Source organism: Tenacibaculum profundicola (genome assembly GCF_057220795.1).
Genome location: NZ_CM170137.1, coordinates 1,055,520 through 1,069,690, shown reverse-complemented (window position 1 = coordinate 1,069,690; position 14,171 = coordinate 1,055,520). Strand labels below are relative to the sequence as shown.

15 protein-coding genes are annotated in these 14,171 nt (G+C 32.1%); 6 read left to right on the top strand and 9 right to left on the bottom strand.

The window, feature by feature from the left end:
* Positions 1 to 4: 4 nt before the first annotated feature.
* The gene (locus AC2TDS_RS04470) at positions 5 to 1,333 is read right to left on the bottom strand and encodes a M28 family peptidase (RefSeq protein ID WP_484737923.1); all 1,329 of its coding nucleotides are present in this window, start codon (positions 1,331 to 1,333) and stop codon (positions 5 to 7) included.
* Positions 1,334 to 1,633: 300 nt separating this feature from the next.
* The gene (locus AC2TDS_RS04465) at positions 1,634 to 2,014 is read right to left on the bottom strand and encodes a DUF6249 domain-containing protein (RefSeq protein ID WP_484737922.1); all 381 of its coding nucleotides are present in this window, start codon (positions 2,012 to 2,014) and stop codon (positions 1,634 to 1,636) included.
* A gap of 138 nt (positions 2,015 to 2,152) precedes the next feature.
* Here AC2TDS_RS04465 and AC2TDS_RS04460 point away from each other — a divergent pair, with 138 nt between their 5' ends.
* Positions 2,153 to 2,737, top strand: a complete 585-nt coding sequence (locus AC2TDS_RS04460) for an RNA polymerase sigma factor (RefSeq protein ID WP_484737921.1) — start codon at positions 2,153 to 2,155, stop codon at positions 2,735 to 2,737.
* Positions 2,724 to 3,137 (top strand): hypothetical protein, encoded by a 414-nt coding sequence (locus AC2TDS_RS04455; protein WP_484737920.1) that lies wholly within the window; start codon positions 2,724 to 2,726, stop codon positions 3,135 to 3,137. Before AC2TDS_RS04460 ends, AC2TDS_RS04455 begins: the two co-directional genes overlap by 14 nt.
* Positions 3,138 to 3,534: 397 nt before the next feature.
* On the opposite strand, the gene AC2TDS_RS04450 is transcribed toward AC2TDS_RS04455, so the two are convergent.
* From AC2TDS_RS04450 to AC2TDS_RS04435, 4 genes are all read right to left on the bottom strand, one after another.
* Entirely contained in the window at positions 3,535 to 4,401 is an 867-nt protein-coding gene (locus AC2TDS_RS04450; RefSeq protein WP_484737919.1) for a TolB-like translocation protein, read from the bottom strand.
* 197 nt (positions 4,402 to 4,598) lie between these two features.
* Positions 4,599 to 6,386: a DUF885 domain-containing protein gene (locus AC2TDS_RS04445; RefSeq protein WP_484737918.1), complete on the bottom strand. Its 1,788-nt coding sequence runs from the start codon at positions 6,384 to 6,386 to the stop codon at positions 4,599 to 4,601.
* A 147-nt stretch (positions 6,387 to 6,533) separates the two neighbouring features.
* On the bottom strand, positions 6,534 to 7,163 hold the full coding sequence (locus AC2TDS_RS04440; RefSeq protein WP_484737917.1) for a 7-carboxy-7-deazaguanine synthase QueE: 630 nt from the start codon (positions 7,161 to 7,163) through the stop codon (positions 6,534 to 6,536).
* Positions 7,135 to 7,389, bottom strand: a complete 255-nt coding sequence (locus AC2TDS_RS04435) for a hypothetical protein (RefSeq protein WP_484737916.1) — start codon at positions 7,387 to 7,389, stop codon at positions 7,135 to 7,137. The genes AC2TDS_RS04440 and AC2TDS_RS04435 overlap by 29 nt, the downstream gene beginning before the upstream one ends.
* A gap of 191 nt (positions 7,390 to 7,580) precedes the next feature.
* Between AC2TDS_RS04435 and AC2TDS_RS04430 the strand changes: the two genes are divergently transcribed.
* From AC2TDS_RS04430 to AC2TDS_RS04420, 3 genes are read left to right on the top strand one after another with little or no spacing between them, the layout of a single operon-like run.
* Positions 7,581 to 9,101 (top strand): helicase HerA-like domain-containing protein, encoded by a 1,521-nt coding sequence (locus tag AC2TDS_RS04430; RefSeq protein WP_484737915.1) that lies wholly within the window; start codon positions 7,581 to 7,583, stop codon positions 9,099 to 9,101.
* A 47-nt stretch (positions 9,102 to 9,148) separates the two neighbouring features.
* On the top strand, positions 9,149 to 9,709 hold the full coding sequence (locus tag AC2TDS_RS04425) for a hypothetical protein (RefSeq protein WP_484737914.1): 561 nt from the start codon (positions 9,149 to 9,151) through the stop codon (positions 9,707 to 9,709).
* A 38-nt stretch (positions 9,710 to 9,747) separates the two neighbouring features.
* Positions 9,748 to 10,113, top strand: a complete 366-nt coding sequence (locus AC2TDS_RS04420; protein WP_484737913.1) for a cupin domain-containing protein — start codon at positions 9,748 to 9,750, stop codon at positions 10,111 to 10,113.
* 199 nt (positions 10,114 to 10,312) lie between these two features.
* Here AC2TDS_RS04420 and AC2TDS_RS04415 read toward each other — a convergent pair whose 3' ends face one another.
* Together AC2TDS_RS04415 and AC2TDS_RS04410 are read right to left on the bottom strand one after the other, a co-directional pair.
* Positions 10,313 to 10,999, bottom strand: a complete 687-nt coding sequence (locus AC2TDS_RS04415) for a ZIP family metal transporter (protein ID WP_484737912.1) — start codon at positions 10,997 to 10,999, stop codon at positions 10,313 to 10,315.
* Positions 10,996 to 11,724 carry a class I SAM-dependent methyltransferase gene (locus AC2TDS_RS04410; protein ID WP_484737911.1) on the bottom strand — a complete coding sequence of 243 codons (729 nt, stop codon included), beginning with the start codon at positions 11,722 to 11,724 and terminating at the stop codon, positions 10,996 to 10,998. Before AC2TDS_RS04410 ends, AC2TDS_RS04415 begins: the two co-directional genes overlap by 4 nt.
* Positions 11,725 to 11,836: 112 nt before the next feature.
* Here AC2TDS_RS04410 and AC2TDS_RS04405 point away from each other — a divergent pair, with 112 nt between their 5' ends.
* Positions 11,837 to 13,006 (top strand): THUMP domain-containing class I SAM-dependent RNA methyltransferase, encoded by a 1,170-nt coding sequence (locus tag AC2TDS_RS04405; RefSeq protein WP_484737910.1) that lies wholly within the window; start codon positions 11,837 to 11,839, stop codon positions 13,004 to 13,006.
* A 26-nt stretch (positions 13,007 to 13,032) separates the two neighbouring features.
* Here the strand turns inward: AC2TDS_RS04405 and AC2TDS_RS04400 are convergent, their stop codons facing one another.
* Complete coding sequence (locus tag AC2TDS_RS04400; protein WP_484737909.1) at positions 13,033 to 14,130, bottom strand: serine hydrolase domain-containing protein; 1,098 nt, start codon at positions 14,128 to 14,130, stop codon at positions 13,033 to 13,035.
* Between the last annotated feature and the right edge of the window lie 41 nt (positions 14,131 to 14,171).

Here is a 14,171-nt window from a genome sequence, read left to right as displayed (position 1 = left end):
AATATTATCTCATTATTTTGGTTGGAAAAGCGATAGTACTTTCATACCCATTTTCACCAACAGCAGCAACACCAAAAAAGAAGTTATCGATAACGATTCCGTTCAAAGTAAATTCAGACTTATTTCCTACATACCTGCTGTTATCCCATGTTGGAGAGGTCGTTTCTCTCCAGTAAATTTTATAACCTTTGGCATGTTTGACGGTATCCCATTTAAGCTTAACCGACGGTTCCACAATACCACCAATCGCAACATTTTTTGGTGCGGTGGGAGCAGAGGCTAAACAGGCCAAGTTGATGGCATTAACAGCAGTTAATTTTTGAGCGTATTCAACATTGACAAATTTTAGTTGATCACCGTATTCAATTCCGTTTTCAATTCGGGTATCTTGGTGTTGTTGTGTGTAGTTTTCATGGGCTTCCATAATTCTAATTCCTGCAAAGCCTTCATCATTAAAAGGACGGTGATGCCCACCACGCCCGAAGCGATCAAGACGGTAAATCATTTTTGGATTCATTTCAGGCATGTACTTCTTTGTTGTATTATAAACATATCTTGCTAGTTGACGAGAAATACCATCAACTTCACCTCCATAAAATCGTCTGGCTTTACGTTGCCTCTCGGTTTCAGTAGGAGAGGTGGGCTCAGAAAATATCCTGAATGTTCTATTGTCAATTACGCCATCTACGCCTTTAATATTTCCAATCATATCATTGTTCATCACCCCAATTATATTCCATCCCTTTTTTTTTGCGTAAGAAGCTAAGCTTTTTCCTCCAAATAATCCTTGTTCTTCACCAGAAAGCCCAGCATATATAATACTGTTATCAAATGTATAATTGCTTAAAACACGAGCAGCTTCCAGTGTTCCAGCCATGCCTGAAGCATTATCATTAGCTCCAGGAGCATCGTCAGTAAAATTATTGGGATTTGATATTCTCGAGTCAATATCACCACTCATAATTATGAAATTGTTGGGGTTTTTAGCACCTTTTTGTATGGCAATAACATTTACAACCCAAACATCTTTTGTTATTCTTTGGTTAGTTCCTTTCGTTACCAAATCTTTTTGATAGAATACATCCAAACAATCATTGCAATTTTTTGAAATCGTATTGAAAGTCGACTTGATCCACCTTCTTGCAGCTCCAATACCACGTGTAGTAGAAATAGTATCACTTAAGGTATGACGTGTTCCAAAATTTGCTAATGTTGTAATATCGGATTTAATTCTATCTGAGGAAATGGTATCAACGATATCATAAATTGTAACATCAGTTTGAGCATGTACTGAAAAAGAGCTGATAAGAATTAAATATAAAATAGTTTTCATAAGTTATGGTTTGAAATAATAATAAAAGCCAATGTTTTTTGTTTTAGCACTGTTATGGAGAAATCATAAAAAAAACGAAGTATGCTTTTGAAGTCACTTTAAGACATGATTAATTATAGTTCGAATCTAGAATTCAGCCTTAAATATACGGAGTTTTATAAAAAAACAAAACCGTTTCATATTTTGAAACGGTTATAATACCAATTTATCGTTTGAATTTACGGTAAAGGAAAAAAGGACGTTTTATTACCGTAAATTCAAATGGTAAATGGTATAACATATGTAAGCGTATTTGTGATATTAGTCCTCTAGTTTTTTAGTGAGATTAAAACCGATCAATAATCCACCGCCACCGCATAAGAAAATTGAAGAAACATAAAATACTTCTGGTGAAATATAGTTGTCTGGACGATCACTCCATGGACCATTGTAGGCAAAGTTATAACTCAACAAAGCACCTAATAGCACGCCAAAACCAATTCCCATTATCAAGAGTGCCAGATTTAATACAATGACCCTACCAGTTAGTGTTGATTTTTTTCGTTCTCCTTTCATAAAAATTTTAGCATCAGCACCTTTTTCTATGAGCGCTAAACGTTCTTTATTTCGAGTTGAATAAAACAGATAAAATATTCCAAAAATTACTGCGAATAAGAACATAAATACAATTGCTACTTCCATAATATATAAATTTAAATGATTATTTTTAATGTGTTGCAGGTATGACGGTAGTGTTTTAAAAAAGGTTACAGAAAAAATAAAAATAAAATGATAAAAATAATGTAACCTTTTAGACGATGCAACAGTCAAAAAGAAACCATGACTATTATCGACGACGAACTGTACATAAAAAAAATATTAAAAGGGAATACCAATGCTTTTGCTTTTTTAGTAGAAAAGTACAAAAACATGGTATTTACCTTAGCCTTTAAAATGTTAAAGAGTAGAGAAGAAGCTGAGGAGGTTTCTCAAGACGCTTTTATAAAAGCATATAAAAATCTCGTGAAATTTAAAGGAGAGTCAAAGTTCTCTACTTGGTTATACAAGATTACTTATAGAGCTTGTTTAGACAGGTTAAAGAAAAACAAAGAACGATATATGATGGATACGATTGATGAAATAACAATAAATAAAATTAGAGCATCGGAAAGTGTCTTAGAAGGAATAGAGCGTAAAGAGAGAGCAAAAATAATGGATGAATGTTTGCAGAAATTACCGCATGGAGAACGTACAATACTTTGGATGTTTTACTTTCAAGAATTAAGCTTGAAAGAAATTATTGACCTAACTGATTTATCAGAAGCCAATGTAAAAGTAAAATTACATAGGGCTCGGAAAAGATTATTGACAATAGTAGAAAAACAAGTAGAACCAGAATTAATTAAATATTATGGGAGAAAATAAACATATTGAAGAGCTGGATATATTTGCTCAAAAATATATTAAAGAAATAGAGTTAACATCTCCTTCGGCTGATTTTACAAAACAGATAATGCAAACCATTGTAGAAACTGAAAAGAGCGATGTTTACAAAGCAGTACCGCTAATATCGAAAAACACATGGGTTGTTTTGGTTGGTGTTTTGGTAGCTTCAATAGCTTATGTTGCTAATGGAAGCTCTTTAGGTTGGTTGAAAATGCCGAAAATTAATTTTGAATTTGTAACTAAAATTAAAACACCCAACTTCATTCAAGAGATAACAATATCGAATATAGTAATATATGTTTGTTTGTTTTTTACTCTAATGATTTTGGTACAAATTTATTTTCTAAAAGAGTATTTTACTCGAAAGTTCGATTTGTAATTGTTTATGGTAAATGGTATAATACGATTTACAGATACATATTTCGTATATAGGTATTGAATTATTTTAAGTTAGTTTAAGGCATAAAACTTTAGCATAGCCAAGCTATGGTTAAGTTTTATAACGCAAAAATAGCTACAAAAGAAATAATAGATATGCGAAATATTTATTTGTAAATCGTATAATATTGTCTTTTTCTATTAGTTTCAAGGTATTATGTCCATGGTTATCTGAAACCTTTTAATGAGTGAAGCGAAAATAAGAGGTAACTTAAAATTCCAATTTGTATAAAATACAAGTGTCACTGCAAGGAAACGATAACCTTGCCCAAGATAGGGTAGGGTTGAGTAATTTTACTTAAGAACAGGTATTAAAGGCTACTCACTATTTTTTGTATTTATTTTTTTGATGAGGTCTCGGCGACGAGTGCTAATTTTGTTCCATGTTCGTTTACTGTTATCCTTGAAATATCATGTATATTTTCGTCATTGAACCGATGAAATATTGTTTTTTGTTTGTCTTTTTTCGGGTGATATTTTAGAATCGTTTGCTTAGATGCTATAAGCATTGTTCCATCAGGGAGCCAACAAATATCTTCACTTTTTCCTGTAGCTGTGATTTTTTTGGTTTCTCGATTTACAGGGTTTAATGACCAAACCTCCCATGAGTCTCCATTTTTTTTCATAAAGCTTACCAAATTTGTTTCTGGGATTTTATGAAGTGAACGACCTGTTTGTTTAGTGATTAAAAGATTTGTTTTTTCACGGATATTACTAAGGTATAAAGCAAGTGTATCGTTTACAATTACAGATGAGATAAGCGTGTTTTTATCGTGCCAAGTAGGATAAGCTACTACTAAATTCTTAATGAGTTCATGATCTTTACCTGAAATAAAATCATATTCGTAGAGGCGTTGTTTGCCATTTTTATCTAACCGTACTGCAGAAATTTGTGTTGACTTTGGAATTCTTTGTGGTGAATATTCGCCTCCATGAGGTGTATTACTGATAAAAAATTTGTTTCTAGAGATGAGGTCGTATTTGATGATATCGGTTTGACCATTTCTATTCGAAGAGAATAAAATAGTATTAGCGTCATAAAAATGAGGCTGACTATCATATCCCACGTTATTTGAAATATTTTCACCTTTTTCAACAACCCATTTATCATTTTGATTAGATATATCAAACAAATGAACTTCTGTATCGACTTGAGAAAATACCGTAGTTATTGCGCTAAAAATAAAGAATATATGTTTTTTCATGATCTGCTAAATTGGGGTTCTAATACAGTTATTGTTTGAATTTACTGTAAAAAAAATGAGTGTTTTTTTCTTTATATTGAAATAGAAAGGTAAAAAGAACGTTTTATTGTGGTAAATTCAAATGTTAAATGGTATAAAATACTTAAAATCCACTTTGAAAACTAAAAGCGGATTTTAAATGTTCTTTAAAATGGATTTTATTTTTTAGAAGAAATCCAGTCGTTAATTTTATCTTCTAATAAAGCTAAAGGAATACAGCCAGTTTCGAGCACTTGATTATGGAATTCGCGAATATCAAACTTATTCCCTAGTTCTTCTTTCGCTTTAGCACGTAACTCTCGTATCTTCAATTGTCCTATTTTATAAGATAAAGCTTGTCCAGGGTTCGCCATATAACGTTCAATTTCAGAAATAATACTAGCTTTTGGTTCAGCTTCATTTTCTAAAGAATATTGAATTGCCTTTTCACGACTCCATCCTTTGGCGTGCATTCCGGTATCAACTACCAAACGGATTGCACGATGCATTTCCATACCTAACATTCCGAAATACTGATAAGGATCAGTGTAGAGGCCTAGTTCTTTACCTAAATTTTCAGTATATAAAGCCCAACCTTCTCCATAAGCACTATACCAAAGTGTTTTTCTAAAACCTGGTAAATCTTGGTTCTCTTGAGTCAATGAAATTTGATAATGATGCCCAGGAATCGCTTCGTGTAAAAATAAAGCTTCGTCAGAAAAAACATTGTATTTGGAAGCATCTGGAATAGGGGTGTAAAAAACGCCAGGACGGGTTCCATCTATAGAGCCAGGATTGTATTCAGCGCTTGCTGAAGCTTCTCTAAATTTTTCAGTTTGTTTTACGATAAATGGAGTTTTAGGTTTTTTGCCAAACAACTTTTCTAATTGTGGTTTCATTTTTTCATGAATCGTATTAAAATTGGCAATGATTTGTTGAGGTTCTGTATAGGGCATTAACTCTTTATTAGTTCTTACAAAATCGAAAAATTCTTTGATAGAACCTTTAAAACCAACTTGTGTTTTTACCTTTTCCATCTCTGATAAAATTCTTGCAACTTCTTTTAAACCCAATTCATGAATGTCATCAGCCGTCATATTGGTTGTGGTATAGCTTTTAATAGAATGGTTGTAATATTCTGTACCTTGAGGTATACCGTCAATTCCACTACTTTGTCGACCAGAATTTAGATAGTCTGTTCTAAGGAAACTGTAAATTAATTTGAATGAAGAGATTAGCTTTTTACTCAAGATGTTATGAGCGCCTTCAACGATAGCTTTACGATCTGCTTCCGCAAATTCTTCGGGAATATTTTTAAACGGAGTATAAAATAAATGATCTTGTATTTCAGTAGTTGCTAAAACTTTAAACTGAGGAATTACTTTGTTAATCAATGATATCGGTAAAACATACCCCTCTTTAATTCCTTCTTCCATTCTTTCTTTAGCTGTTTGTAGCCAAAGATTATAGTGTTCCAACCTGTTCAGCCAATTCGTGTAATCTTCAACAGTATTGAAAGGTTGTGCACTACTACCACTGGCTAATTGCCCCATGGTTAGGTTAACTGTCCACATTTGATTTATAGGAAGTAACACATCATTTTTAAAAGTAGCTTGCGCTAATGCCATATCACAATCCCAAATCAACACAGCCTTACTCATTTGTTCACTTTCATTTAAGTCGCTGTTCTTAAATTGGGTTACGCTATCCTTAAAAGTGGCATAAAAAGCAGTTAATTTTTGTTGGTATGCAGCAGATAAGAAGTTAGGGAATTGATCATTAAAACGATTGTCTCCAGCAAAAGTTGCATTTAATGGGTTTAGTTGAAGTTTCCCTTCATTGTAATTATCTAGTAATTTATTAAAAGTGGTATTTTTAACTGGTTCTGTGGTAGTTTCTTTTTTTTCTTGTTTACAAGAGATAAAAAGTAGCGTAGCAGTGATTACTGATACAAATATTTTTTTCATGATGTTGCTCTTTGATTGTGAGCAAATATACCAAAAGTAATTTTTTAATTACGTACGCTAATTACATAGGAGAAGAGTAGGTCATTATCAAATTTTAAATGAACGTTACAATTCTTTTTCTTAAAGTATTGTTGATTTTTTTTAAAGTTACGGTATATTTAGGTATTTATGCGTTTGTAACGAGATTCTCCATTTAGGGTTTTTCATGACATAATCAATAATTAAAGGTGTCATTTTCTCTTTTTTACTCCATTCCGGTTGTAAAAACAAGTTACATTTCTCAGATACTTTACTAGCTTGCTCTTCTGCAAATAGAAAATCACTTTTATTATGAATAATCATTTTTAACTCATCAGCTTCTTCGTAAGCTCGTGATAAAGGTAATTTGGTTTTCTTAGGAGATAAACAAAACCAGTCCCAAATCCCTGAAAATGAATAGGCACCTGAAGTTTCAATATGGGTTCTTATGCCGTTTTGTTGTAGTTTTTCAGTGATATAATCTAAGCTCCACATTAGAGGCTCTCCTCCTGTAATAACAACAGTTTCTGCATGTTTTTTAGTGTTTGTAATAATGATATCTGCATGGGTAGGTGGGTGCAAATCAGCATTCCAGCTTTCTTTAACATCACACCAATGGCATCCAACATCACAGCCTCCGATACGAATAAAATAGGCAGCCGTACCCGTATGTGCTCCTTCACCTTGAATTGTATAAAACTCTTCCATTAAGGGAAGCATTTCACCTTTATTAATTAACTCTTGCGTCTTTAAATCCATCTGCTTTTACTACTATTATGTCAATTATATAAATTGGCTGTAAAGGTAGCTCTTGCTGATTTATTTTAGGAAAATAATTAGAAAAAATTGCAGTAAAAGCTTGAAAATAGTCACTAGGGAATATAAATATGCAGTTTTTTGACCAATTCGATACTTCATTTAGGTTCTTGGCAAACATTTTTCGATACATAGGCCTGTCCGTATGGGATGTATTTTGTGGAGTCAATCTTACAAGTATTTATGAGATAAATTTGTATTTATGGCGTACAAAGGATAAGCTATATTGAGTGAAAGTTAAAGGGAAATGACCTAAAATAAGTATTCTACATGAATTAGATGAAGAATTCGTAAATAAAATCATATGTGATTTTTGAAATGGTAATATTAGTAGTATTTTTAGCCAAATTATACACGAAAATGAGTAACAAAGAAGCTTTTTTAAATCATATTACGGAAGGATATAAATGTAAGGGTGAATTTATTACTTTGGGAGCAGGAATGTTAGGAGAAGAGACTGTAACCAACGCCTTGGTGAATATACCGTTAAAAATGTTAAACAGGCATGGTCTTATTGCTGGTGCAACAGGTACAGGTAAGACCAAGACATTACAAGTTTTGGCTGAAAACATGTCAGAAAAAGGTATTCCGGTATTGTTAATGGATGTAAAAGGTGATTTGAGTGGGTTAGCCCAGGCAAGTTCAGGACATCCGAAAATTGATGAACGTCATGAAAAGATTGGGATTCCTTTTGATGCTAAAAAGTTTCCTGTTGAAATTTTAACTATTTCAGAGCAAAATGGGGTTCGTTTAAGAGCAACAGTTTCAGAATTTGGACCAGTTTTACTTTCTCGGATTCTTGAATTAACAGAAACTCAATCAGGAATTGTTTCAGTTATTTTTAAATATTGTGACGATAATCAATTACCGCTATTAGATTTAAAAGATTTCAAGAAAATACTTCAATTTATAACGAATGAAGGTAAGGAAGCTATTCAAGAAGAATATGGAAGAGTCTCAACAGCAAGTACAGGAGCTATTTTACGTAAAGTAGTGGAGATAGAACAACAAGGAGGAGATTTGTTTTTTGGAGAAAAATCTTTTGATGTAGATGATTTAACTCGTATTGATGAGAATGGAAGAGGAATGATTTCTGTACTACGTTTAACAGATATTCAAGATAAACCGAAGTTGTTTTCAACGTTTATGTTGCAATTGTTGGCAGAAGTTTATGAAACTTTTCCAGAGCAAGGAGATAGTGGAAGACCGGAGTTAATTATTTTTATTGATGAAGCTCATTTAGTATTTGATGAAGCTTCTAAAGCGCTTTTAAATCAAATTGAAAGCATTGTTAAGTTAATACGATCAAAAGGTATTGGTTTGTATTTTGTGACGCAAAACCCAAAAGATGTTCCAGAAGATGTGTTAGCCCAATTAGGAATGAAAATACAACATGCTTTACGAGCCTTTACCGCGAAAGATCGGAAGGCCTTAAAATTAGCAGCCGAAAATTATCCTGATTCTGAATACTATGATACAAAAGAAGTGCTAACACAATTAGGAATCGGAGAAGCATTAGTATCTGTATTAAATGAGAAAGGTATTCCTACCCCCTTAGCTAGAACAATGCTTAGAGCTCCGATGAGCAGAATGGATGTACTCACAGAAAAAGAAATAGGAGAAGTATTAGGTACGTCTAGCTTAATTTCAAAATATAATAAATCAATTGATAGAGAAAGTGCTTATGAGTTGTTACATAAAAAAATTGAAAGCATCAATAGGAAAAAAACAGAAGAGGATGCAAAAGAAGAACGAGAGAGAACAAGAAGAAGATCTTCCTCAACAAGAGCCAGAAGCACACGAATGAACCCCATCGTAAAAGTATTAACCAGTGCAACATTTATTAGAAGTGTATTCGGAATATTAAAAAAAGTGATGTAGGGTATAATTTTTTAAAACAGAAAACCGTTATAACAAAAATAAAACAAATGATAAAACAATATAGAGTAGGAGTAATAGCATTGATTTCAATGGTATTTGTGCAATGTAGCAACAATAAGTTTGACTTAGCAAAAGGAAAAGTAGGGGAGTTGACTACAACAACCAAAATTCAAGAAATTGATAAAATCTTCACCAATGATTCGGTGGTTAAAGTATTAAGTGAAGGATCAAAGGGAACTAATTTCTTTCAAGAAGATGATAAGTACTATGTATACGAAAAAGGAGGAAAGCATTTGTTAACTATAATACCGAAAGAACAACTAGACTCTACTTCTACCATAAAAAGTATTGAAATTTTTGATGATAGATTTCAGACGAAGTCAGGAGTAAGTATTAATTCAACTTTTCAACAAGTTAACGCCAGTAATAAAATTAATAAAGTGGAATCGACCTTTTCATCCGCAACATTGTTTATTGATGAATTAAATGCTACAATTACCATTGATAAAGAAGATTTAGGATTAAAAGATTTTAGTACTCAAAAAGTGAGTCTTGAACAAATTCCAGATCTAGCAAAAATTAAGTCATTTACTATTTGGTTTAACTAAAAATATAAAAAACCGAACGTTGTTTCGAACTAACTTTTATGATGAGTAAAAAATATACTATTCAAAAGAGCCCTTTTACAGTGCCAACGGATGATGGTAAGTTAATTCAAGAACATTTTGGAAATGCTACAAACCAAAAATCGGATATAAGTATTGCTTATATGAGAGCTCCATCGGGTTGGAGTGAGCCTTTTCAAACTCCTAAATTTGAGGAGTATACTTATATTATTAAAGGCAGAAAACAATTCAATATAGATGGCGAAATTGTCGTGTTAGAAGCAGGGCAATCAATTAAAATTAATAAGAATATTAGAGTTCAATATTCAAACCCTTTTGAAGAAGATTGCGAATATTTGGCTATATGCTTACCAGCGTTTTCTTTAAATTTGGTAAATAGAGAGTAAGAATTAAATGGTATTAGTACCATGAAGCACCTATTTAAACAAAGCTGAAATCTGTGATTTTAGCTTTGTTGCTTTTATGATTATTTTTGATATGCTTTTCTGTGGTTTATGTTTTTGTATACATTAATAATACTATATCGATGCTAATAGATGATAGGATTATAATTAGAAACCTCTCACGAAGTACAAGATGAAATTATTATAAAGGAAGAATCGTAAGAATAATACCTAATAAAATTGCAGCAAACTTTTGAAAGTTAAATTTATGATTTTCAGAACTTTCAAAAAGAATGATGGTGGAAATATGTAAGAAGATACCAATGGTAAACGCGGTGATTTCTACATGATATTCAGTGAAGAAAGTAACTTTCTCAGAAATTAAAATACCTAAAGGACTCATTAGCGCGAAGACACTTAAAAAAAGAAAAATAGTTTTTTTCGTGTAAGCTGTTTTTACTAGAAAAGTAGTTAAAATAATGGCTATAGGTATTTTATGTATAAAAATAGCCCATAACAAGTTATGGTGATGCCCGTTATGTTCATGAATCGGCAGTCCTTCAGAAAAAGCATGAATACTTAAACTAACAAAAAGTAACCATGGAAACTGATTTTTATCCGAATGGATATGTACATGTCCATGTTCAGCACCTTTAGAAAATGATTCTAAAACAGATTGTATAAGAATTCCAACAAGAATAAGCATTCCGGCTACTTTAACATTTGTAGAATGTGAATAAACTTCAGGTAATAAATGGAGTACTGTTACTGATAATAAATAAGCACCGCTGAAAGCCAGTGACAAGCGCACAAACTTATCGTTGGGCTTAAGAAACAAAACGATTAATGAACCTAATAAAACAGATAGTATTAATAGTATTGAACTCATTTAGCAACCAGAATTAATCGATCAGAAGTTTCGTTGTTAAAGTTTTGGAGGTCGTAATTGCCAAAAACATGTTGAATTTGTAAACCTGCCTTTTCAAAATAGTAATTCATCTTATCTAAAGTTAAAAACTTTACCTGTTCAGTATAGGAATGTTCTATATTTTGATCAACGAATGAAATATGTTTCAAAATAAAACCATCTCTGATCTCTCTGCTAATGTGAAACTCGATATCATCAATTATCTTGGTTTCTTTAGGAATTAAATTCTTTTCGACCTTCGCTACATTTAAAAAATCAAGAACAAATATTCCTTCTGATGATAGTCCGTTTTTGAAATTTTTTAAGACTAAAATATCATCATTGTCATCATTAAAATAACCAAAGCTAGTGAATAAGTTAAAAATAGCATCGTATTTATTCATGATTTGGTCACGCATATCCCATATTTCAAATGTTAAGGAATTATTTTCAAATTGTTTAGCATGTGCAATACTGTTAGGACTTAAATCACCACCTTTAACATTAAAACCTAGAGAATTCAAGTAAACAGAATGCCTGCCTTTACCGCATGGTACATCAGCAATAAAACTGTTTTTTTTGAGCTTTAAAAAAGAGGTGATATTGCGCATAAATACCTTTGCGTCATTCTCATTTCTATGTTTGTATAGAATATGATAATAAGGGGTGTTAAACCATGATGTAAACCAATCCTGTTTTGTTTCCATAATATTTGAGTGTGCAAAAATAGTGAAATCTTACGTTTATTAAGATGAAACAATAAAAATTCATAACTACATAAATTAACAGTACTTTTGCAGTGAAATTTTATAGGTAGATATGGAGAAAGATTTTAAAATGACAGCCATTACAATGGCTGGTTTAGAAGAGGTTTTAGCAGATGAATTAAGAAAACTTGGAGCAAAAGAAGTAAAAGAAGGAATACGAAACGTTGCTTTTAGAGGTGATACAGGGTTCATGTATAAGGCAAATATTGCTTTACGTACTGCTATTAGGATATTAAAACCTATAAAAAGAAGTAAAATTTTTGATGAGGAAGATTTATATGAAGCAATTCAAAGAATAAAATGGGAACGTTATTTAGATGTTGATGGAACTTTTGCCATAGGTTCGGTTGTGAATTCTAAGAATTTTACGTCAAATTCACATTATATAAGCTTAAAATCTAAAGATGCGATAGCAGATTATTTTGTTCATAAATATAAGAAACGCCCTGATGTAGATTTGAAATACCCAGATGTGAAGATACATATTCATATTCACAAAGAGTGGTTAACTATTTCTCTTGATTCATCTGGAGAATCGTTGCACAAAAGAGGCTATAGAAGTGCTACGAATATAGCACCTATAAATGAAGTGCTGGCAGCAGGGCTATTATTACTTTCTGGGTATAGAGGAGAAGAGAACTTTATTGATCCTATGTGTGGCTCAGGAACTATACTTATTGAGGCTGCAATGATAGCTAATGAGATACCTGCAAATATCAATCGTAAGCATTTTGGTTTTGAGAATTGGAAAGATTATAATGAAGATTTGTATTTTATAATTCAGGATTCATTACTTAAGAAAATACGTAGTTCTCATTTTAAAATTATGGGATTTGATAAAGCACCTTCTGCGGTAACAAAAGCGCAGCAGAATGTTATTAATGCCAATTTAGAGGAGTTTATCGGTGTACATCATGTTAACTTTTTCAATTCTAAAAAGGAGGTATTCGGGAAAACGACCATTTTATTTAACCCGCCTTATGGAGAACGTTTAAATATCGATGTTGCCGAATTCTATAAAAAAATTGGAGATACTTTAAAGCATAACTATCCTAACTCTACAGCTTGGTTAATTACCTCAGATGTTCAGGCGCTAAAGCATGTTGGACTGAGAACGTCAAAGCGAATACCTCTTAAAAATGGTGATTTAGATTGCCGTTTTGTGAAGTATGAACTATATGAAGGAAGTAAAAAAATAAAAAAAGAGGAACCAATAGAGTAAAAAAGTTCGTTTTAAACGAACTTTTTTTATTTGGTATCGGAAAGAATAATGTTTGCTATATTGGCGCTGATTGTATTAGGTCTTTGTTTCCATTCTTTTGCGCCGTTGGTTAGTAAAATTACCGTGATACTTTCTTTTAAACCCTTGCCATAAAAGTGTCTAAGTGAAGATATCCCAGCACCGCCATGTCCTACAGCATTGATAGAATTTCCAACGGAAAAAACTTCCCATCCTAATCCAAAATAACCCGATTTTCCATTAGATAATTTCACCGGAGTCCAAATTTTTTGTAGTTTTTTTAAAGGAACTATAGTTCCTTTTAATACGTGCTGAAACCAAAGGATTAAGTCATCAATTGTTATATTCACCCCAGCGGCAGCATACATTGATGAAGAATAGTTCAAAGGAAGTAGTTCTAAATTTCCATCAACATTTGTGTAATTGGTTACTCTATTCGGAACTATTTTTTTAAAACCACCATAATTTGCAGATTTCAATTTGAGTTTTTCAAAATATTTATTTTTCATATGGTTTTCAAATTTTTCTCCCGATAATTCTTCAATAATCAATCTAATAAGGAAGTACCCTGTTGCATTATATTTCGACTCTTTACCAGGTTCAGAGCTAAAAGATTTGTCTTTCATTGAATTGATAATGAATTCATCACTCTCAGGAGCTAAGTATATCTTATAATCTATCTGATCAGGTATTCCAGAAGTATGTGATAATAGTTGTTTTACGGTTAAATTTTGCCATGTAATAGGTAAATCCAATCTATTAGGTAAAAAATCGTTCACCGTTTCATCTACAGTTCTTTGATGCTTATATAGTAATTTATGAAGCGCCATAGCACTAAACAATTTCGAAATGGAAGCTATAGCAAATAGGTTGTCTATTTTCATAGGAGTTTGATACTCGATATTTGCAATTCCCATGGTTTTTTTATGTACAATTTCACCTTCTTTTAAGATGGCGTAATTGAGTCCTATTATGCCGTTAGATTTCATTATGTCAGCGACATAAGAGTCTGTTCTGTTGAATACGCTATCTGACGATATTTGTGCAAAAGTTGTTGAACAAAAAGTTAGAGCAAAGGTTAAAAATACAACCGATGATGTTTTCATTTAAAGACTTTTTAAAATGTTTGTGCTTAATTGAGAAGATT